At 43.0% G+C, this 20322-nt stretch carries 17 protein-coding genes and 2 tRNA genes; 12 read left to right on the plus strand and 7 right to left on the minus strand.

Annotation, left to right across the window (positions count from 1 at the left end; genetic code table 11):
• Positions 1-45: 45 nt before the first annotated feature.
• The 4 genes from HMAT_RS13345 to HMAT_RS13360 all read left to right on the plus strand — a co-directional run bounded on the left by HMAT_RS13345 (position 46) and on the right by HMAT_RS13360 (position 3289).
• A complete protein-coding gene (locus HMAT_RS13345) occupies positions 46-1068 on the plus strand; it encodes a LacI family DNA-binding transcriptional regulator (protein WP_104383162.1) in 1023 nt (340 codons plus the stop codon).
• A gap of 166 nt (positions 1069-1234) precedes the next feature.
• Entirely contained in the window at positions 1235-1654 is a 420-nt protein-coding gene (locus HMAT_RS13350; protein ID WP_233789256.1) for a hypothetical protein, read from the plus strand.
• A gap of 1 nt (position 1655) precedes the next feature.
• Complete coding sequence (locus HMAT_RS13355) at positions 1656-2129, plus strand: hypothetical protein (RefSeq protein ID WP_104383164.1); 474 nt, start codon at positions 1656-1658, stop codon at positions 2127-2129.
• A 137-nt stretch (positions 2130-2266) separates the two neighbouring features.
• Positions 2267-3289: a YCF48-related protein gene (locus HMAT_RS13360; RefSeq protein ID WP_158655824.1), complete on the plus strand. Its 1023-nt coding sequence runs from the start codon at positions 2267-2269 to the stop codon at positions 3287-3289.
• A gap of 136 nt (positions 3290-3425) precedes the next feature.
• On the opposite strand, the gene HMAT_RS13365 is transcribed toward HMAT_RS13360, so the two are convergent.
• Positions 3426-5501: a Na+/H+ antiporter gene (locus tag HMAT_RS13365; protein ID WP_158655825.1), complete on the minus strand. Its 2076-nt coding sequence runs from the start codon at positions 5499-5501 to the stop codon at positions 3426-3428.
• A gap of 85 nt (positions 5502-5586) precedes the next feature.
• Complete coding sequence (gene glmM / locus HMAT_RS13370; RefSeq protein WP_104383165.1) at positions 5587-6969, minus strand: phosphoglucosamine mutase; 1383 nt, start codon at positions 6967-6969, stop codon at positions 5587-5589.
• Positions 6970-7170: 201 nt separating this feature from the next.
• Here glmM and HMAT_RS13375 point away from each other — a divergent pair, with 201 nt between their 5' ends.
• Positions 7171-7752 carry a phosphatase PAP2 family protein gene (locus tag HMAT_RS13375; protein WP_104383166.1) on the plus strand — a complete coding sequence of 194 codons (582 nt, stop codon included), beginning with the start codon at positions 7171-7173 and terminating at the stop codon, positions 7750-7752.
• A complete protein-coding gene (locus tag HMAT_RS13380; RefSeq protein ID WP_104383167.1) occupies positions 7752-8561 on the plus strand; it encodes a ZIP family metal transporter in 810 nt (269 codons plus the stop codon). Before HMAT_RS13375 ends, HMAT_RS13380 begins: the two co-directional genes overlap by 1 nt.
• Here the strand turns inward: HMAT_RS13380 and HMAT_RS13385 are convergent, their stop codons facing one another.
• A complete protein-coding gene (locus HMAT_RS13385; RefSeq protein WP_104383168.1) occupies positions 8562-9011 on the minus strand; it encodes a MarR family winged helix-turn-helix transcriptional regulator in 450 nt (149 codons plus the stop codon).
• Positions 9012-9141: 130 nt separating this feature from the next.
• On the opposite strand from HMAT_RS13385, the gene HMAT_RS13390 reads away from it, so the two are divergent.
• The 4 genes from HMAT_RS13390 (at position 9142) to HMAT_RS13405 (ending at position 13509) form a co-directional block, all read left to right on the plus strand.
• Positions 9142-9381 (plus strand): FeoA family protein, encoded by a 240-nt coding sequence (locus HMAT_RS13390; RefSeq protein ID WP_104383169.1) that lies wholly within the window; start codon positions 9142-9144, stop codon positions 9379-9381.
• Positions 9381-11483 (plus strand): ferrous iron transport protein B, encoded by a 2103-nt coding sequence (gene feoB, locus HMAT_RS13395; protein WP_104383170.1) that lies wholly within the window; start codon positions 9381-9383, stop codon positions 11481-11483. The genes HMAT_RS13390 and feoB overlap by 1 nt, the downstream gene beginning before the upstream one ends.
• 59 nt (positions 11484-11542) lie before the next feature.
• Positions 11543-11707, plus strand: coding sequence for a FeoB-associated Cys-rich membrane protein (locus HMAT_RS13400; protein ID WP_104383171.1), 165 nt, complete (start codon positions 11543-11545; stop codon positions 11705-11707).
• A gap of 374 nt (positions 11708-12081) precedes the next feature.
• Positions 12082-13509 (plus strand): amino acid permease, encoded by a 1428-nt coding sequence (locus HMAT_RS13405; RefSeq protein WP_104383172.1) that lies wholly within the window; start codon positions 12082-12084, stop codon positions 13507-13509.
• Positions 13510-13603: 94 nt separating this feature from the next.
• On the opposite strand, the gene HMAT_RS13410 is transcribed toward HMAT_RS13405, so the two are convergent.
• Complete coding sequence (locus HMAT_RS13410) at positions 13604-14668, minus strand: PA0069 family radical SAM protein (protein ID WP_104383173.1); 1065 nt, start codon at positions 14666-14668, stop codon at positions 13604-13606.
• A gap of 225 nt (positions 14669-14893) precedes the next feature.
• Positions 14894-15985 carry a tRNA 2-thiouridine(34) synthase MnmA gene (gene mnmA, locus HMAT_RS13415; RefSeq protein WP_104383174.1) on the minus strand — a complete coding sequence of 364 codons (1092 nt, stop codon included), beginning with the start codon at positions 15983-15985 and terminating at the stop codon, positions 14894-14896.
• A 188-nt stretch (positions 15986-16173) separates the two neighbouring features.
• Here mnmA and HMAT_RS13420 point away from each other — a divergent pair.
• Both HMAT_RS13420 and HMAT_RS13425 read left to right on the plus strand, forming a co-directional pair.
• Positions 16174-16246: transfer RNA gene (locus HMAT_RS13420), tRNA-Phe, on the plus strand.
• 42 nt (positions 16247-16288) lie between these two features.
• Positions 16289-16361: transfer RNA gene (locus HMAT_RS13425), tRNA-Phe, on the plus strand.
• A 61-nt stretch (positions 16362-16422) separates the two neighbouring features.
• On the opposite strand, the gene HMAT_RS13430 is transcribed toward HMAT_RS13425, so the two are convergent.
• Together HMAT_RS13430 and HMAT_RS13435 are read right to left on the minus strand one after the other, a co-directional pair.
• A complete protein-coding gene (locus tag HMAT_RS13430) occupies positions 16423-18528 on the minus strand; it encodes a hypothetical protein (protein ID WP_158655826.1) in 2106 nt (701 codons plus the stop codon).
• Positions 18529-18556: 28 nt separating this feature from the next.
• The gene (locus HMAT_RS13435; protein ID WP_104383176.1) at positions 18557-20314 is read right to left on the minus strand and encodes a RagB/SusD family nutrient uptake outer membrane protein; all 1758 of its coding nucleotides are present in this window, start codon (positions 20312-20314) and stop codon (positions 18557-18559) included.
• Positions 20315-20322 lie beyond the last annotated feature (8 nt).

Below are 20322 nucleotides of genomic sequence, written 5' to 3' on the forward strand. Positions count from 1 at the left end.
TTCCGAATTTTCCAAAATATTCAATAAAATTATTTACTTTGGGGCGTGAATAAAAAAACAACGATCTATGATATTGCCCGGGCGCTTGGAATCACGGTTTCAACGGTTTCCCGTGCCTTGAATAACGTACCTACCATCAGTGAGGCTACACGGCAGCTGGTCTTGGCGAAGGCAAAAGAGCTGAATTACAGTGTCAATAAAATTGCGTCTTCGCTCTCTTCGGGCAAGTCCAATACCATAGGTGTAATCGTGCCGACGATGCAGATCCACTTTTTTGCAGAGGCTATTCACAGTATCGAAAAAGAATTAAAGAAACACAACTATAGCCTGTTGCTCTATCAGTCAAACGAATCGTATACAGATGAAGTAAATGGTGTAAAAACCTTACTGGAAGCACAAGTAGACGGAATCATCGCCTCCCTGTCCCTGGAAACCCAGGATATTGCACATTTTCAGGAAGTCATCAAACAAGGCAAATGCCTGATCATCTTTGACCGTACCCATAAGGACATCGCCGCGCCTGTCGTCAAGCTGAACGACTTTGAGGCGGGCTACCTTGCGACAAAACATCTTATCGAACAAGGCTATAAAAAAATTGGTTTTATTACCACTAACAAAGAAATCGCTATTTTTCAGGATCGTTTCAGCGGTTTTGAAGCAGCTTTGAAGGAAGCGGATCTTCCCCAGCTGGATGAGCTTATTGTTCAGGGTGAACTATCTATCGAAGCGGGTATAAAAGGCACCGAGCAGATTTTGCAGTCTTCCATTAAACCGGATGCGATCATTGGCGGCGACGACTTTACTGCTGTCGGGATTATTCAGGCGCTTAAAACGGCACATATCGATATCCCTGAAACAGGTGTGATCGGTTTCGCAAATCAACCTTTCTCTTCATTTATCACACCAACCCTGTCCAGTATAGATCAGCAGGCCAACAAAATGGGTGAAGAATGCGCCAAGCTCTTTTTAAAAATGGTCAGACAAAAGGATCCTTATGAAGACATCCAGCAGGTTGTACTTGATCCGATCCTGATAAAAAGAAAATCTACCTGCAGAATAGACAAATAATTAATAACTTTGCCGAAATTTGAAATAAATGCAAGCCCGGCAGAAGTTTAGAATTCTAAGTATTTGCTTATTATTTGTTATTCAGGCACTCTTTCTAGTGGCCATCTTTGTTGAAAACACCAGTTCATATATTGTCCTGTCTTTCATCGGATTACTCTCTTTATTCATGTTATATAGCTACTTTAAGTCGCCTATACATCATCATATCCATGAATATGAGTCAATCAAAATTGCGCTATGGGTGCCCATAGGTGCAATTGTTTCCTATTATTTTAACCAGATTTTTGGCCTTGGCCCGGTGATGGGTGCTGCACTGACAGGGACATTGGCATCATTTATCCCCAATATCAACAGAGACTCGGACTACCTCCCTCAGCTCCCTGCCGCCATCTATTGTGGTGCTTTTGTCGGCATGTCGAGTTCACAGGTTGCCCATGGTTTTTCGTTTATCCTAACCGCGAGTGTTTTTACCGCCATCTTTCTGGTCATTTCAAAAAGCCTGCTGAATGGAGTGGGAGGCAAATTGGGCACATTGGCTTTTCTGGGTGTTTCGATGACCTATTTACTGCTTTATCTTTTCAAATAACATGGAAACATTCATTCTCTATCTTGTCGGAATTATCGGAAGTACAGCCACATACTATGTCAATACCCGATACAAACAGGGGGCTGTCCGTTCCTCTGCCTTATTGACGTTGATCGTGTCCGGTTTTCTCTATTTTTTCCCACAGCTGTTATCCACTTATCTCACACAGTATATTCCAGCCGTTTTTATTGGTGCATCTTTTATCGGTATGGTATCCAAAACGCAGTTGTCCACTTATTTCGGACTCTCTTTGGCTGGTGTAATCTTTACCACCATCCTGCTCAATACCAGCAAGTTTTTTAATGGCTATGGTGGCGCATTGGGGACATCGGCCTGTATATCACTGCTCGTGGTATTGAGTATCCCTTATTTTAAATCACCCAGAAAAATGACGGTCGGTTTTCTACAGTTGCGCAAAACAGTCTTAAAAAAAGAGCGCAGAAGAACGAGAAGGGGCACAGGTTTATCGAAATAATATAAGTAGATTTACTGTAACAATGCGGACGGAACTATGTAATAATACCATCGAATTTAACGCACATAGATCTACCACAATTATATCACTGAATTTAATGATAGCGCTGAATTTATTGCAATAACGAGTATAACCATATGAAACCATTCTTTTTTTTCTTCCTCATTCAGGTCTTTCTAACCGAAAATTTATCTGCACAAAAAAATACGATTCACTTGTTGAGCCAAGAACGCAACAGTAGCTACCGTGGACTAAGCGTAGTTGACGATCAGACGCTCTGGGTCAGCGGAAACAATGGAACAGTCGGTTTAAGTACGGATGCGGGAAAAAACTGGCAATGGATCAACCCCATTGGCTACGAAAAAATCGACTTTAGGGATATTGAAGCTTTTGATGAAAATGAGGCGCTGATTATCTCCGCAGGTTCTCCGGCCTTGATCCTTCGCACCACTGATGCCGGCAGAAGCTGGAAAGAAGTTTTGAAAGATACCCGTCCTGAAATATTCTACGACGGATTTGCCTTTACCCCCAAAGGTGTTGGCATTGCTTTTGGTGATGCCATCAACGGGAAGATGCCTTTATTGAAAACAACAGATTTTGGACAGACCTGGCAGGATATATCCAGCAACTTAAGGTATACCATGACAGCCGGGGAAGCAGGATTTGCAGCCAGCGGTACATCTATCTTTAGTCTTCCAACGGGAGATTTCTGGATCGCAACCGGGGGTACTGTCTCAAATATTTACAGCAGTAGCGATAGGGGAGAAACCTGGCAACGGTATAGCTGCCCAATCGCTCAGGGACAAAATAGCATTGGTCCGTTCTCGATTGCATTTCGTTCGCCAAAAAACGGCATCGTCGTTGGTGGAGATTATCGGAATGACAGAAACAAGGAAAAGGCCTGCTTTCTGAGTCATGATGGTGGTAAAACTTGGCAGGCATCAAGTCAGCCCCTATCGGGCTTTAAGTCAGCAGTGATTTATCTTTCAAGCAAACAGCTTGTTTGCACCGGAACATCGGGCACGGACCTATCAGATGATCAGGGAAAAACGTGGTATACCATTTCCCCGGGAAGCTACAATGTGGTACAAAAAGCAAAAAAAGGAAAAGCTGTTTTTCTGGCCGGGGATAAAGGAAAAATAGCAAGGTTGGTCCAGTAGGTCAACCTTGCTATTTTGGAGCTTCCTGGTTTCTGGTACCGGATGCTAGAGAACTTGAACTCTTGTGTTTGATCTGTGCTTTGTGGGACGTTGCTGCTCGCAGAAGGACTTGAAGCCTTTTTGCCGGTTAACCAGCTTATCTGCGTGACAGCCGCGACTCTTCCAGATCTAAAGAATACTCCAGTTCTTTGATGACATCGCTATCATATTCTTTGCTCTCTTTCATCTTCGCTAATCCATCCCGTCGTAAAGCAAGAATTTCCAGCATAATTTTATTATATAAGCCCCGTACAGCTGAAAGTTGCGCCCGGGTATCCTCTTCCTTAGCGCGTTCAGATGCATTTATACTTCTGATAAGCTGTTCTTTGACCCGTGCAATGGTTTCGTATTCCACCATTTCTTTAGCATAATGCTTATCCAGATAAGCAATCGAGTCTTTACCGAGCTTAACACGGATCTCATCAATTTGTTCCTCCACGGATACCTGTTCGTCGACCTCATCAATTTTTATTAGCTTAATCAACAGCGGCAAGGTAAGTCCCTGAAACACCAAAGTCACCAGGATAACGACAAAAGTGATAAACAAAATAAGATTGCGGTGCGGAAAAGCTGTTCCGTCATATAATGTCATGGGAATGGCCAAGGCCGAGGCAAGTGAAACAACACCCCTCATCCCTGCCCAACCGACTACCAAAGGCAGTTTCCAACCTGGGCCTTTTTCTTTGACACGTACCCGTTTGAACAATAGGCGCGGTACATAGGCTGAAAGATAAACTGCTACCAAACGCAATACGATAACAATAACACAGATTGCCAAGGCGTAATCTATGGCCTCTTCCATCGAGTACTCACCCAGTCCGTTGATGATCACAGGAAGTTCGAGCCCGATCAGGATAAAAACAAAGCCATTCAATAGAAAACCTATTGTCGCCCAGACCTCCTTGGTCTGGATACGGGTATGATAATTCAGATAATCACCTGCACGGAAGGAAAGGAATAATCCGCCACTGACCACTGCCAGGACACCCGACCATTCAAAATGCTCCGCAACGATATACATCAGGTATGGAGCAATCAAGGTGATCGGTGTTGATATGCTGGAGGATTTGGCCACGTAACGCAAAAAGAAATACAGGATATGGCCAATCACCAGACCTACAACGACCCCCATGACGGACAGCACAAGAAATTGTGTTGTTGCCGTACCCATGGCAAATTGACCTGTTAGGATAGCGATGGACGCAAACCGAAACACGGTCAAAGAGGCCGCGTCGTTGACCAAGCTCTCCCCTTCCAGAATGGCAATCCCCCGTTTGGGTATACTAATACCCTTTAACACCGAACTTGCAGCTACAGCATCTGGTGGTGATATAATTCCACCCAACAAAAAACCCAAGGCTAAGGTAAAGCCCGGGATAATACTGACGGAAAAATAAGCGATTGCCAAGGAGGTGAAAAAGACCAGGCCAAAGCCCATGATAAAAATGGATCGGCGCCATTTCAAAAAGTTCCCCCAATTGGTATACCAGGCAGCCTCAAATAGCAATGGCGGTAAAAACACCAAAAAGACAATATCCGGATCTATACTAATGACCGGTGCTCCGGGAATAAGGGAAATACCTAAGCCGCCAATAACCAACAAAATGGGATAGGATATCTTTAAGCGCTGACTGAGGACAAACAGCATCGCCATAAAGAAAAATAGCACCATCACCAGCAGTAGGTTGTTGTGTATATTATGTCCCTGCTTCCCTCCTACAGCAGATTTAACCTCTTCATAAGGTGCCAGCATCGCGATATTATACTGCCTGATCTTCCAATCGTTGTCTATTTTGCTCAGTACACCGGTACCGCGAAAGTACTTGGTATTTATCTTAAAGGTTTCATCGAACCATGCTGTTGTACTATCGCCGTTAAAATGGACATATCTGTTTTGATAGGTATAATTCCAGCCATATTTGGGGTTAAAATACTGTTCGGAGAACTTGTCACTATGGTTTTTATCCCAACGCTCCTGTCGGTCTGTCCCCAATATAATCGCATCTGCCGCAAGTGAATTGATAAAAGGCCCAAACTTCACTTCGCCCGAAGATTTATGCCAGGCATCCAGGGTCACATTGATCGCATCTACGGACTCCTGGGCCTTCGAGGAGATGGCAAGTAAAAACAGGCTTAAAAAACAATAAATCGCAATAAAGGTCTTTCTAATCATAAATTATGATAACATGTTTTTAGTTTGTGGAAAGATATTTCCATTTAGATCATAAAACAAAAAGCTGCGGATGCAGCTTTTTGTTTTATTTAATTATTTCTTCGATTTCACGAATGATCTTTTGTGCAATTTGCTCAGCAGCTTCTGGGGTCGGGCCTTCAGAGTAGATCCGAATGATTGGCTCGGTATTGGACTTACGTAAGTGCACCCATTCATTTTCAAAATCTATTTTCAGACCATCAATAGTGCTGTGCTCTTCATTTTTATATTTTTCTTCCATTTTCGCCAATAGATTGTCAATATCCAGTTCTGGAGTCAACGTAATCTTATTTTTAGACATGAAATATTTCGGTAATGAAGCGCGGTATGCTGAAGCTTTCTTGCCCAATTTAGCCAAATGTGTCAGGAATATAGCCACACCTACCAAAGCGTCACGACCATAGTGTGAAGCCGGGTAGATAACGCCACCATTACCTTCACCGCCGATCACAGCATCCACCTCTTTCATTTTGGTGACCACATTGACTTCACCGACAGCAGCAGCATAATATTCACCCCCATGTGCTTTGGTCACATCACGCAAGGCACGTGTAGAAGATAAATTGGATACCGTGTTTCCTTTTTTATGCTGCAGAAGGTAATCCGCTACGGCAACAAGTGTATATTCTTCACCAAATAGCTCACCATCTTCCATCATAAATACCAGGCGATCCACATCCGGATCGACAGCAATACCCAAATCAGCTTTATTTTCGATGACAGCAGCAGATAAATCTGTCAAATGTTCTTTTAAGGGCTCTGGATTATGCGGGAAATTACCATTGGGCTCACAGTGAATTTTATAAATTGTCTGTACACCCAGTGCATCCAACAAAGCCGGAATAAATGTTCCGCCTGTACTGTTCACCGCATCCAAAGCAACTTTAAAGTTGGCTGCTTTGATTGCTTCTTTATCAACATATTCCAATGCCAATACAGCGTCAACATGTTTTTGTAGGTATGAATAGTCTTTGTGTACTGATCCCAGTTCTTCGACAGCAGAAAAATCAAAATCCAGGGATTCTCCAAGTGCCAATACTTCCTGTCCTTCAGCGTCAGATATAAATTCGCCTTTTGCATTTAACAGTTTAAGCGCATTCCATTGTCCCGGATTATGCGAAGCTGTCAGGATAATCCCACCGGCTGCTTTTTCCAGAGGAACAGCAATCTCGACTGTAGGTGTTGTCGATAATCCCAAATCAATCACATCGACACCGATACTCTGCAGGGTACCGATGACCAGATTACTGACCATTTCGCCTGAAACACGGGCATCTCTTCCGACTACAATTTTCTTTATGCCACTTTGCTTTACAATGATCGTTCCGTAAGCAGCTGTAAATTTAACAATATCTATTGGCGTAAGTCCTTCTCCTGCACGACCGCCTATCGTACCACGTATTCCTGAGATTGATTTAATTAAAGTCATTTCCTTTGAATTGATTAACGTGTAAATTTAGCATTATGCCAATAAAATCTCGAATTAAAATTATAATTATTGAATATTTAATGTACCTTTGTTGCAACAAAGTTGTTTTTAAAAGAAACAATCGTTTGCAATGAAATTATTTTTACTTTTGAAAAGTGAGTTTTTAAAAGTTTGAGAATTTCATTGTAATCAACAAGATTTATGATTCAACAATTAGTACACATCGACCAAGAGATTTTTCTTGCCATCAATCAGGGCTTAAGTAATCCCGTATTTGACTGGCTGTTGCCTATATTGCGTAATCCGTATACCTGGGCTCCATTGTATCTGTTTCTGGTTATTTTTTTCATTAAAACTTATGGAAAAACGGGTATACTGATTGTAGCAATGACGTTGGTTACCTTTGGTATTTCCGACGGTATCTCATCTCATTTGATCAAAAAGACAGTAAAAAGAATCAGGCCCTGCAACGATGTGGAGTTTAAGGAGAATGTCAATATCCGGGTACGTTGTGGCTCTGGGTTTAGTTTTACCTCCTCCCATGCGGCCAATCACTTTTCCTTGGCTTTCTTCTGGATCGTGCTATTCCGTAGAAGATGGAAATATGTGCTTTGGCTATGTATTGCCTGGGCATTTCTGATTTCGGTCTCGCAAATCTATGTTGGTGTTCATTACCCCTTTGACGTACTCTGTGGCTCCGCGCTGGGAATCCTGGTTGGATTGGCTACAGGTTACTTGTTTAAGCGGTTTGTACCTAGCTTTTTTAAAACTGAACAAGTATAATGAATTCAATTTTATTGATTTTAATTTTATTCATACCTGCATTTGCAAGTGGAATTGCTGTTTTTTTCGTCCAGAAAAAAGGGACAAATTTTCTAAAATTGATCCTTTCTTTTAGTGGGGCTTACCTATTTTCCATTACGGTACTGCATTTAATCCCGCATGTTTATCAGTCGACGAATACTTCACCCGAGGTGCTGGGCATCTATGTACTGGGTGGCTTTTTGTTCCAGCTATTCCTTGAGCAATTTTCTCAGGGGATTGAACACGGCCATATCCATACGGAGAATGAACATGGGCATCATAGCCATCGTTTTCCGATCGGCATCATGTTTAGCTTATGTCTCCATGCTTTTTTAGAGGGGATGCCGCTGGCCGCTACGCACCAGACCGAACTCGCCTTGGGGATTTCGATCCATCACATTCCGGCAGCATTTGCTTTAGGCAGTATTCTCATCAGTACGCACCTGAAAAAAAATACCATTATCATCACACTTGCCTTATTTGCAGCGATGACACCATTTGGCTTCCTGCTAAGTAAGGCCATCAGTGCTGGTGAAGTCGGTAATATACAGCAGTATTTTGATAAGATTATGGCTGTGGTTATTGGTATATTTCTACATATATCCACGACCATATTATTTGAGTCCGGATCTATAGACCATCATAAATTCAACAAGAAGAAGATGATTGCGGTGATTGCCGGCGTGGCTATTGCCCTGGCAAGCTTTGCTTTCGTTGGCGAACACGATCATGCGCACGGCCATGGGGAAGAGCTGCATGATCATGATCATCATGACCATGCACATTAATTAGCCTCTTAACTTGTCCAATAAAGCACTGAGCTGGATGGCTTCTTTTTCACTGATCCTATTGGGTAAAATATCCGTCATCAGCATAGGTTCCTCGAGATTTTCAAGGATCTTCAGCCCTTTATCGGTGATGAACAGATCAACAGCACGTTTATCACCACCGGATTGACAGCGGGATACGAGTCCTTTAGTGACCATTCGATCCATCATCCGGGAAATATCCGGTGTCGTGCTTAGCATTCTTGATTTGATCAGGTTATTGGTGGCTGGTTTTGGGTATTGACCTCGTAGGATACGCAAGACATTAAATTGTTTCAAAGTGATCCCCTCTTCGGCTGCCCTTTGTTCAAGTTCATTATTGAGCCAATTGTACGTATATAGGATGTTTACGGTACAACGATGCCATTCATTGCTGAATTTACTTACTTTGATTTCGTCCTCGATTTTCATTTTGGTTGATAATTAATCCCTTTTAATCGTAAAGATAGCTGTTTTTTGCGCTAAATACATAACTATGACATTAGAATCATTCTAAATGGTAGAAAATCTGTATATTTGGAGGATACAAAAAAATAGGTAGATGCGTAATAAAAATAGCTTAGATAAGCTAAAAAAAGGGGAAAAAGCGGTGATTATTGATTTTGATTCGCACGATATTCCAGCTAAATTTTTCGAATTAGGCTTTGTGCCGGGTACTGAAGTAGAAGTGAAACATATCGCACCACTCGATGGTCCTATATGTTTAAATATTATTGCTAATAACGCCTTGATTGCCATCCGCAAATCCGAAGCTAAAGTCATCCTTATTGATCAAAAATAATGAATAACCCGATTATTGCACTTTTGGGTAATCCAAACGTGGGTAAAACTTCCCTTTTTAACCGGATTACAAAATTAAATCAGAAAGTAGGAAACTATCCTGGTATCACGGTAGAAAAACGTGAAGGCCAAGTGAAAGCCAACAACAAGACCTATCGTATTATTGACCTTCCGGGAACCTATACCTTGTTTCCGAGTTCAATGGATGAAGAAGTCGTCTTTAATACCCTGGTCAACAAAGAAAACAGCTTTAGACCAAATCTTGTCGTCGTCGTTGCCGAACCGACAAACCTGAAAAGGTCCATCATCCTTTATCAGCAGGCGCGCGAACTCGGACTTGCGGCCATCTTTGTCATCAATATGATCGATGAGGCCAAAGAAAAAGGAATCAGTATAGATATCGCAAAACTTGAACTGCTGCTCAATACAAAAGTATATGAAACGAATGCGCGAACTGGACAGGGCATAGATCAGCTGATCAAAAACTTTGATGTGGCCCCACCGATGTATATCAGCAAATTCCAGTTGCCGACAATAGCTAATGAAGCATTGGAAGAAACCAAAAGGCTGTTTCCGCTGGATACGGAATACCATACCTGGCAATATTTGGCTAAAGGTGAAGTTTCATTTCTATCCAAAGAAAAAAATCAGGCTATTCAGCAAATTCGCGACAAACATCAGTTAAAAGCCGAGAAACTACAAAAAGAAGAAGCCATACTACGGAGCAAATCCTTAGATGATAGCTTATCCGAAATTTATACCAAGGACGATGCGTCCAACAAAAATAAGACAAATGCCATTGATAGGATATTACTTCATCCGATCTTTGGTTATCTGATTTTCTTTGGTATTCTTTTCCTGATTTTCCAGGCGATCTACACCTGGTCAGGGCCGGCCATGGACTTTATTGATGGCCTTTTTGGGGATCTTGCTGCTTATACGCAGACCATGCTTCCCGCGGGCCCGCTAACGGATTTGTTAAGCAATGGTATTATCAAGGGTATTGGTGGTATCGTCATCTTTATTCCACAGATCGTTATTCTGTATATTTTCATTTCCATTATGGAGGAAACGGGCTATATGAGCCGTGTGGTTTTCCTGATGGATCGTTGGCTCAGACCTTTCGGGTTAAATGGAAAATCCGTCATCCCGCTGATCTCGGGCGTTGCCTGTGCGGTACCGGCCGTCATGTCGGCACGTAATATTGAAAATGCGAAGGAACGGCTGGTCACGATTCTGGTCACGCCGTTCATGACCTGTTCAGCCCGTCTTCCCATCTACATCGTATTGATTGGATTGGTAATCCCGGACACTAAATATGCCGGATTTCAATTGCAGGGTATGGTTTTATTTGTCATGTATCTCCTGGGGATATTTGCCGCATTGTTTTCAGCGATCCTGTTGACAAAAGTCATTAAGTCCAAGCACAAATCCTTCCTCATATTTGAACTTCCGACCTATAAGTCTCCAGACTGGAAAAATGTCGTGTTGAATGTGTGGGAGAAAACGGCAAGTTTTGTCTTCGGCGCCGGTAAGATTATCTTGGCGATCTCCGTTATCCTTTGGGCATTGGGCAGCTTTGGTCCAAACGACAAATTCGGCAAAGCGGAGGAATATGTGACACAAAACAATCCTAACCTTTCGGGCGAGGACCTCGACCATGAGATCTCTTCTTACCGACTGGAGCACTCCTTTCTCGGCTATCTTGGCATGGCAATTGAACCTGTTGTAGAGCCCCTGGGCTATGACTGGAAAATGGGAATCGGTTTGATCTCTTCATTTGCAGCAAGGGAAGTCTTCGTAGGAACAATGGCAACCGTATATAGTCTTGGCGATGAAGTGGATATTGAAGATGAAGCAACGAAGACAACAGTATTAAGCAAAATGCGGAGCGAAATTAACCGTAACACGGGCTTACCAGCCTATAATTTTGCTTCCGGAATATCGTTGCTCTTGTTCTATGCCTTTGCCATGCAATGTATGAGTACGATAGCGGCCGTGAAACGGGAAACCGGATCGTGGAAATGGACATTAATTCAAGTTGGTTTTATGACAGGCCTGGCTTATTTCAGTGCCTTGATTGCCTATCAGCTTTTAAAATAAATTAACGCGTTGTGAGAATGCCATCATTTGGACGTTCGCAACCTTAAAAATTAAAGATCATGGATAATTTAACAGTACAGTATCTCATCGTTGGAGTTTTGGTATTAGCGGCTGTATGGTATGTCGTTAACAATGTCCGCAAATCACTTAAAGGTAAATCAAGTTGCTCCAAAGGTTGCGGGTGCAGCTGCGGAACAGTGGAAAAACCACAAAAAGCAAATTAATTTATCTTTTACTGTATCATTTGCAAACAAAATTTCGTTCTAAGGTAGAGTGGCCAAAAATCACACTAGCTACGAACAAAAGAAACGCTACCATTCTCATGGTAGCGTTTTGCATTAAAACAATATCCTTCAACAATATAAATCAAGATTACCTACCGGTTTAGCAAAAAGGGATGCCTAAGGTGCATAAAATACCTAAGGGTTTTATTAACTTTATGCGCTTAGGTCAAAAGACCATGGTAACAACATGAATAATTTGTGGTACTTTGCTGCTAAGCTGCTTTGTATCATGATTCAGCGCAGGGACAACAGCGATGTAGCCGTTGAGGACCAGACCGGCCAACACTAAATAAGTAACCGTATTAACCATACAGATGGAGAAACAGGATAACAAAGATTCGAAACAATTAAAAAGGGGACTACAAAATAGACATATTCAGCTGATCGCTCTCGGCGGTGCCATTGGAACGGGACTGTTTCTGGGAATCGGAAAGGCGGCGACACTCGCAGGACCAGCAGTGATACTCGGTTACGCATTTGCTGGGATAATTGCCTTTTTCATTATGCGTCAGTTGGGAGAAATGGTGGTTGAAGAACCCGTTTCGGGGAGCTTTAGTTACTTCGCGAATAAATACTGGGGATCTTTTGCCGGTTACGCTTCCGGCTGGAACTATTGGGTGCTTTATATTTTAGTGAGCATGGCCGAACTGACAGCCATCGGTGTGTATGTACAGTTCTGGTGGCCAGAAATCCCATTATGGGGATCAAGTTTATTTTTTTTCTTTGCCATTAATGCCCTGAACCTTGCCTCTGTGAAAATTTATGGCGAGACCGAATTTTGGTTTTCGATCATCAAGGTTGTGGCTATTATTGCCATGATTGTCTTTGGTGTATACCTTTTAGTGAGTGGCACCGGTGGCGAGCAGGCAAGCCTGAGTAACCTCACCTCACATGGTGGCTTCTTCCCGAAAGGCTGGTTTAACCAGACCGGAGACGGAAGTTATGAAGGATTGCTATCCGCCATGGCACTGATCATGTTTTCCTTTGGCGGACTTGAATTGGTCGGTATTACTGCAGCGGAAGCCGAACATCCCGAAAAAAACATTCCCAAAGCGACCAATCAGGTCATCTATCGGATCCTGATCTTTTACGTCGGGGCTTTGATTATCCTATTTTCGCTTACACCCTGGACAAATATCACAGCCGATACCAGTCCCTTTGTTCTGGTCTTTGACAAACTCAATGGGTTTGAGTTTAGCCTATTCGGAAAAACATTCCAGTTCACAAAAATCATAGCAAACGCCCTCAACCTCATAGTGCTTACTGCGGCCTTATCTGTCTATAACAGTAGTGTATACAGCAATAGCAGGATGCTCTTTGGACTGGCAGAGCAGGGTAATGCCCCTAAGTTTTTATCCAAACTCAACAAAAACCACGCACCTATCAATGCTATTCTGGTTTCGGCGGTGTTTGCCGCAATCTGTGTTTTCATCAATTATGTCGCTCCAAAGAATGCATTGGAGATCCTGATGTCGCTGGTCGTATCTTCACTGATCATCAACTGGGTAATGATTTCAATTACACACTTGTATTTTAGAAAAAATAAACTTGACGTACATGTTCAAACGAAATTTCCTTCGTTTCTCTATCCATTGAGCAATTACATCTGTCTGGTCTTTCTGATCGCTGTACTGGGTATCATGTGGGTAACGGGCATGAAATTGCCGGTTGAACTGATTCCCGTCTGGCTCGTATTATTATATCTCAGCTACGTATTGATCAAAAGAAAAAATAAGGATTAAAAGTCAATTTTAGCGGTTTCATCATTTCAGAAGCCAACGATCTCCGTTCGAAATAAAGGATCCGATTCTTTTAGAAATCGGATCCTTTATTGTGTTAAAATAAGCCCAGTTGCGTACCTGCATCTGGTAGGCGGAAAAGATCTTTGCGCAAGGAAGGCAAGGTACCATTCCCCATATATTTTTTGACTGACAATTTAAACAGATGCTGCAGGCTCTCGGCCATATTGCCATCCCCTTTTATCCTTCGCCCAAAATCAGTGTCATTAATCTTTCCACCATGACAAGCCTCGATCCAATGCAATACCTTTTCAGCACGATCCGGGTAATTCTGATAAAGCCAATCCTTAAAGATACCACCGATCTGTCCATTGAGCCGCACAATCGTATAGGAGGCCGTAATTGCTCCTGCGTCTGCTCCCGAACGAATCAAATCTGAAATCTCATCGCTATTGATTCCCGGAACAATGGGAGCCATCATCAGCATTACGGGTACACCTATTCCCGTCAATCCCTCGATTAGTTTTAACCGCGCTGACGCTGTAGCGGTCCTGGGTTCCATCTTCTGCCGTACCTCTTCACGTAGCGAATTAATGGTCACGGCAACGGATACCAGATTCAGTGCTGCAAGCTCGCGCAAGAGATCAAAATCCCTTCGCATCAATACATTCTTGCTGATAATGGAAACGGGATTCCTGTATTTAAGCATCAATTCTAAAAGCGAACGTGTGATCCCCAATTTTCTCTCAATAGGTTGGTAGCAATCCGTATTGCCGGATAACATAATCAAATCAGGCTGATAGCTCGACTTGCGAAACTCATGCTCCAGGAGCTGCGCCGCATTATGCTTGACCAGGATTTTGCGCTCAAAATCCAGTCCTGCACTAAAGCCCCAGTATTCATGCGAATTGCGGGCGTAGCAGTAAATACAACCATGCTCGCAGCCCTGATAAGGATTAATAGACCTTTCAAAGCGTAGGTCTGGACTATTGGATTTGGAGATAATGGACTTTGGATGCGTCGGAATAAACTGTGTTTTTTCGGCCCCAAGAAATTCTTCGTCCAACCCCTCAATGTGCTCCTGCACATACTGATTGGAAAAAAATTTGTTACTGGGATTGATCTGTGCCCCCCTGCCCTTAAAATATTCTGACGGATTCATAATTTAAAATTACTAAAATTATTAGTAAATAGAAAATAAAAAATCTGTCGCTCCATAAACTAAGAGAATCTAAGAGTAAAAAATAGTATACGGTAGGAAGGGATGATTGTAAAAGCAGCAAGGCAAAGGAAATGGGAATAAAGTGCCAAACGAAATGTAACAAAAAAGGGAATCCAACGCTGTTGGACTCCCTTTATCTATACTTGTTGTAAGATTTCTAGTTTATTATTTCATCAAGAAACCACCCCCTAAGAGGTCGTTTCCTTCGTAGAATACGGCCGACTGTCCGGGCGCGATACCTTTTACATTATGCACGAAATCTATCCGCACTTTATCGCCCTCTTGCGAGATAGTCGACAAAGCACCTGAATCTTTATAACGTACTTTTGAAATAGCTTCCATCGGTTGGTCGAGACCCGCATATTTCACGAAGTTTACATTACGAACGTAAGCATGTGACTTTTCAAGTTCATGCTCCTCTCCCAATACCACTGTATTACTTTCAGGAAGAATTTCGATCACAAACATGGGTTTACCCAAAGCAATGCCCAAACCTTTACGTTGACCGATGGTAAAATACGGGTATCCAATATGTTTACCGACAACTGTTCCGTCTGAAAGGATGAAATTACCCGGACCGATCTTTTGATCCAATGTAGGCACTTTATGTCTCAGAAAAGCACGGTAATCGTTATCCGGCACAAAGCAGATTTCGTAGCTTTCTGATTTATTGGCGAGCTCTTTCTGTCCCATATCCAGGGCCATCTGACGGATTTCTTTTTTCGTGAAGGATCCCAATGGGAACTGTGTACGTGCTAGGTTTTCCTGCGATACTCCCCATAGGACGTAGGATTGATCCTTATTTTCATCCTTACCCTTTGATATCACATAACGGCCATTATCGTGCATACGGATATTGGCATAGTGGCCCGTAGCGATAAATTCACAATCCAGTTTATCGGCACGTTTCATCAAAGCTTCCCATTTAATGTGGGTATTACAAAGAACACAAGGATTGGGTGTACGCCCAGCAATATATTCCTCTACAAAATTATCAATTACAAAGTCTCCAAACTCATCGCGTATATCTAATATATAATGAGGGAAACCATAGTTTACGGCTAATGTACGAGCGTCATTGATACTGTCGAGGCTACAACATCCCGTCTCCTTAGATGAACCACCCGCGGACGCATAATCCCAAGTCTTCATCGTAATACCTATGACCTCATATCCTTGTTCGTGGAGCATGACAGAAGCAACGGAGCTATCGACCCCTCCACTCATTGCAACTAAAACTCTTCCTCTTTTACTCATCGCTATTTATTGAAATGCAAAGATACAGCTTATTCCTTTTCCTCTATGTTAGTTTCTTGTAATTTTATCTCGATCAAAATCAACACTTTCGAAAAAAGAGGAAAAATAATCCACATAAAAATTTTAGAATTCAAATTATCACACTATATTTGCATCGCAATAGGGGAACAAACCCATAGCAAAAAAGCGGTGCCATAGCTCAGCTGGTAGAGCAAAGGACTGAAAATCCTTGTGTCCCTGGTTCGAACCCAGGTGGCACCACGCTTCAATCTGATGATCACAGATTTAAATAAAAGGTCAACTGGTGCCATAGCTCAGCTGGTAGAGCAAAGGACTGAAAATCCTTGTGTCCCTGGTTCGAACCCAGGTGGCACCACAAAAAAAGCCTGTTCGTATGAACAGGCTTTTTTTGTTTAACTGCCTTAATATCAGAGATTCTACAGCTTCTTCCCCGCTATGAAATCCGTCCCGTAGTGGTCCAATATCCGGTTATAGGCTTCTGCTGCAGCGCCATTGCCCCAATCGTAGATCGTAAACTCTCCTATGCCCAGACCTTTTGCATTTGTCTCCCCACCATGACCATAGTTTTCCATCATAAAGCCATAATCTTCCTTTCCAAAAAATGGCCAGGCCTCTTCCCATTGTGCTTTGGTATCGGGATTTTCAGGGCAGTACATCATGACAAAGGAAGCCCGTAGCGCAGCTAGTCCCCGCTGGAGATACTCTTTTTGCTTCAATTCCTTTCCATAACGAATAATCAATTCAGCAAACAAACTCTGCCGGGCATCATTCCACTCCCCGTCTGCGTTCATCACCCCAAATCCGCCCAATGCTTTTATTGGGATAAAATGGGGTTGCCAGGCGGCCTGTGTCATCAACAGCTCATCCAGCGTGCGCTGTCCTGTTTTGAGGTACTCTTTTGATTTTGTGACTTGATAACATTCCAATAAGGCTTCCGCAGTCCAAAACATGGAAAAATTGTTCTGCTTGTACATGTCGTTGCGCGACACCTTTTTCCCTACCCAATCTTCGGATCCGATACGTGAACAAGACCAATAGGTCTCGAAGTCTTCCCAACGCCCATCCGGGATTATCTCCCGCATAATCGCCTGCATTGCCTTTAGGGCTGCAAGCTTATATTCCTCCTTTTGCGTTATGCGGTATAGCATCAATAAAAAGGTAACGGACAGTGCACTCTCTGGAGATTCGTTTAGATGAGCGAGCGGTTTTAATGTTTCTACATCCAACCAGCCCGGAAAAAATCCATTCGCTGATTGAACTTCGAGCAGCGACTTCCCATAATCTTCGGCATAGGCGAGCAAACGGGGGTCTTTTTCGAGCTCGTCGTACCAGCGCAACATCAACAGCGCTGTCCAACTCATATCAAGGATATGAAAGGGCGATTTACGGGCATCCCAGGTATAGGGATTTCGGTTTGAATTCCCCCAATAATAATGCGCCCAGCCTTTGCTGCGTAGGGATTTTTTAGTACCATCTCCGTCCGTAGTATCCTCCATTTCTGTTCCGATCAGACCATAGAAAAACCCCTTCTTTTTGGGATAGGATAAGGTCAGCTCTTTGGTCAGATTCGCTTTATCCAAAAGGTCCTGATTTCCCGTTCGCTTTGCAAAACGATACAGGCCACTGGCAGACCGTAAAGAGCTAAACCAGGCCTGATTCCATATGGAACGAAATTCCCGTTCGGTGGTCTTTCCCGGATAGTTGGGGCTTTGTGTGGTATTGACTATAAAAGTTGGCGCCCCCACTTTTTTCCCGTTAATTTCAAAAGACTGCCACACCTGCTTGACCCAGGATTGAAATGCCCAGTGATAGCTATGCCTAACGTAGGTTTCCAAATCCCCGGAGATCGGTTCGCCCTGATCAAAAAGCCCCTCACCCCACTTTTTCCAGTAAAATGCCAATGGTCTTCGAAAAGGATTATCCGCGACCTCCCGGTCGTCAAACGATAGCACATAAAACGCAAATTCAAACTTTCCGCTGGCGTAGGTATTTCCTGATTTCCGCTTGAACAGGACATGTTCCGCGACTTGTGCCAGTGAACGTCCCAGTGTTAACTGATTTCTTTCCGCATCCATATCCATATACCAATCCCTGGCCAAGGTACGATTCAGTAGGTCAACATCAGGGATAATAACAAGTTGCTTGCGCTGATCAGCAAGCATCATCATCGGAGCCCTAAAGACGTGCTGGGCAATAATATGATCATCCGAAGGTGTCAAATGTGGCGCCCAATGGAAGTTGGGCTGAAATGCCGGCAAAATCCTGATCTGCCAATCAGCACAGTTCATATCTTGGGGCAGGTTTAACGAAACCTTGACTTTAACAACCTGACGTCCAATTTTTTCATAGCTCAGCTCGGGCAGTTGTCCCCCGATACGATCCACCTCAATGGCTTTAATCAACGGACTTATTTTCCCTGGATCTGTATTCGCCCAGCACACAGCGTATGGACCACATACGATCAGCAGCATCCGTAGAAGACGACGAAGGAACAGCCTATTCTTGATCAATATCTTTATCATCACTTTTTAAAATCGTTATCATCAGGGATTAATAGCCCGGATTTTGTGTGTAATTTCCTTTTGCCCAGTTAATCTGGGGCTGCGGGATCGGAAAATATTCATCACGCCCAGCCGTAAAACGTGCTGCTCCCATCCATTTAAACCTATTTTTTTCGACCGAAAAGTATGCATTCATTGTTTGCTCCAATATCCCCCAGCGTTGCAGATCAAAAAAACGACGGCCCTCTGCTGCCAGCTCAAGACGGTTTTCCCATTGCAATGCTTTCCAGGCAAAAGCTTTATCCCAAGTGCAATTGACACCGGGTTGATACGTTGCAATTTTGTAGTTGAGCACCGGCGAGCCATCCTTTTTCACCAACCGTGCAGTACTTTTTGCAGCGCGTTCGCGAATCTTGTTAATCAAGGGCAACGATTCATTCCAACGGTCCAACTGAATAAGCACTTCAGCTTTCCAGAGCAATACTTCATCGTAGCGGATCATTTTCTTGTTCATCGAGTTAAATTGCCAACCATCGTATAGCAAACATTTACAATCTGGTTGTGGCAGCTCCTTAATGGATTTCAGGTAGCCGTATTCAGCACCGTTTCGGATTCCTTTTGTTTCAAAAAGAAGATTTGGATTGTATTTCCAGGGCTGCCCCGGAGCAGCTACAGTATGGCTAAATCTTGGATCAAAACTGTTACCGCCAAAAAACACCGCATCCCCGTCCGCATAACTCCCATTATTATATGTATCGAATAGAGGAAGTCCATTTGTCCCCGTTTTAAATGCATTGGCCATCGTATAGCTGATCTGATGAAATCCGCAACATTGGAAACCACCCCATTGAAAAGGGTGATTTAGTCCCTCACTCCGATTGATCTTGCCACCGGTGGAACTTCCATCATCAATCGAATATTGAATCTCCCAAATGGATTCTTTTGTCTTATTATCAAAATTTATATCAAAATTTTCCGCGAAATCATTCTGTAGACCGACCTTTCCACCTTCTTGATCGGTCAATTTGTTCAGATAAGTCAATGCTTCACTTAGTCTTTCTTTATTGATATTGACGACAGTATGTTTATCATTCTGTTCATAAGCCATAAATAACAGCGTTCGGGCAACCATCGCTGTTGCCGCATTTTTATCAACACGTCCCTTTTCCGGCTGGGTAGCGGGCAATAATTGTTCGGCTTCTTTAAAATCAGCCAATATTCTATTCCATAGATACTGGTCATTGGGCTGGTCCTGCTCTCTATTGGGTACCGCTTCAAAATCTGCACTGGTACCAACTACTTTTTCATCAATATAGGGTATATATTTCCAGAATTGTTTTAGCCTAAAAAAGGTGAATGTCCGTATAAATTTCACCTCTCCGAGACGGGCATTCTTTTGCGGAAAGTCTTCCTCCTTAATCTGCTCCAATTTTTGTATCGCGGTATTACAGCGTTGGATAATCTGGTAAGATACATACCAGGGATAATCCAACGGCCATCCATTGGGATTGACACCGACAAAAATCTCCATATTATGCCAACCATCACCATCCCATGTTCCACCGCCGCCTTTATAGGAATCATCAGCCCGCATCGAACCCGACCACCAGGGTGCAAAAGGAGAATCAAAGGATGGAATATCGGTCATTCGCGCATAAGCAGCGGTCACAAATCCGTCCATATCCTCCGGCTTGACCAAAAAAGACTCATCCAGCACCTGTTTAGGAGCAATATCAAGGGAATCAGAACAACTTACGCCGGATAATAGCAAAAGCGCAAGGCATATCTTTATTTTATACGTTTTCATAGTATGAA

Origin of the sequence: Sphingobacterium sp. HMA12, from assembly GCF_002933815.1 — a bacterium.
GTDB lineage: Bacteria > Bacteroidota > Bacteroidia > Sphingobacteriales > Sphingobacteriaceae > Sphingobacterium.

What these genes read in the sequence shown, in the direction of transcription:
- HMAT_RS13350 (WP_233789256.1), top strand. Translation starts at nt 1,235, where the DNA reads ATGTTATATAGCTACTTTAAGTCGCCTATACATCATCATATCCATGAA.
- HMAT_RS13355 (WP_104383164.1), top strand. Translation starts at nt 1,656, where the DNA reads ATGGAAACATTCATTCTCTATCTTGTCGGAATTATCGGAAGTACAGCC.
- HMAT_RS13360 (WP_158655824.1), top strand. Translation starts at nt 2,267, where the DNA reads ATGAAACCATTCTTTTTTTTCTTCCTCATTCAGGTCTTTCTAACCGAA.
- HMAT_RS13365 (WP_158655825.1), bottom strand. Translation starts at nt 5,501, where the DNA reads ATGATTAGAAAGACCTTTATTGCGATTTATTGTTTTTTAAGCCTGTTT.
- glmM (WP_104383165.1), bottom strand. Translation starts at nt 6,969, where the DNA reads ATGACTTTAATTAAATCAATCTCAGGAATACGTGGTACGATAGGCGGT.
- HMAT_RS13375 (WP_104383166.1), top strand. Translation starts at nt 7,171, where the DNA reads ATGATTCAACAATTAGTACACATCGACCAAGAGATTTTTCTTGCCATC.
- HMAT_RS13380 (WP_104383167.1), top strand. Translation starts at nt 7,752, where the DNA reads ATGAATTCAATTTTATTGATTTTAATTTTATTCATACCTGCATTTGCA.
- HMAT_RS13385 (WP_104383168.1), bottom strand. Translation starts at nt 9,011, where the DNA reads ATGAAAATCGAGGACGAAATCAAAGTAAGTAAATTCAGCAATGAATGG.
- HMAT_RS13390 (WP_104383169.1), top strand. Translation starts at nt 9,142, where the DNA reads ATGCGTAATAAAAATAGCTTAGATAAGCTAAAAAAAGGGGAAAAAGCG.
- feoB (WP_104383170.1), top strand. Translation starts at nt 9,381, where the DNA reads ATGAATAACCCGATTATTGCACTTTTGGGTAATCCAAACGTGGGTAAA.
- HMAT_RS13400 (WP_104383171.1), top strand. Translation starts at nt 11,543, where the DNA reads ATGGATAATTTAACAGTACAGTATCTCATCGTTGGAGTTTTGGTATTA.
- HMAT_RS13405 (WP_104383172.1), top strand. Translation starts at nt 12,082, where the DNA reads ATGGAGAAACAGGATAACAAAGATTCGAAACAATTAAAAAGGGGACTA.
- HMAT_RS13410 (WP_104383173.1), bottom strand. Translation starts at nt 14,668, where the DNA reads ATGAATCCGTCAGAATATTTTAAGGGCAGGGGGGCACAGATCAATCCC.
- mnmA (WP_104383174.1), bottom strand. Translation starts at nt 15,985, where the DNA reads ATGAGTAAAAGAGGAAGAGTTTTAGTTGCAATGAGTGGAGGGGTCGAT.
- HMAT_RS13430 (WP_158655826.1), bottom strand. Translation starts at nt 18,528, where the DNA reads ATGATAAAGATATTGATCAAGAATAGGCTGTTCCTTCGTCGTCTTCTA.
- HMAT_RS13435 (WP_104383176.1), bottom strand. Translation starts at nt 20,314, where the DNA reads ATGAAAACGTATAAAATAAAGATATGCCTTGCGCTTTTGCTATTATCC.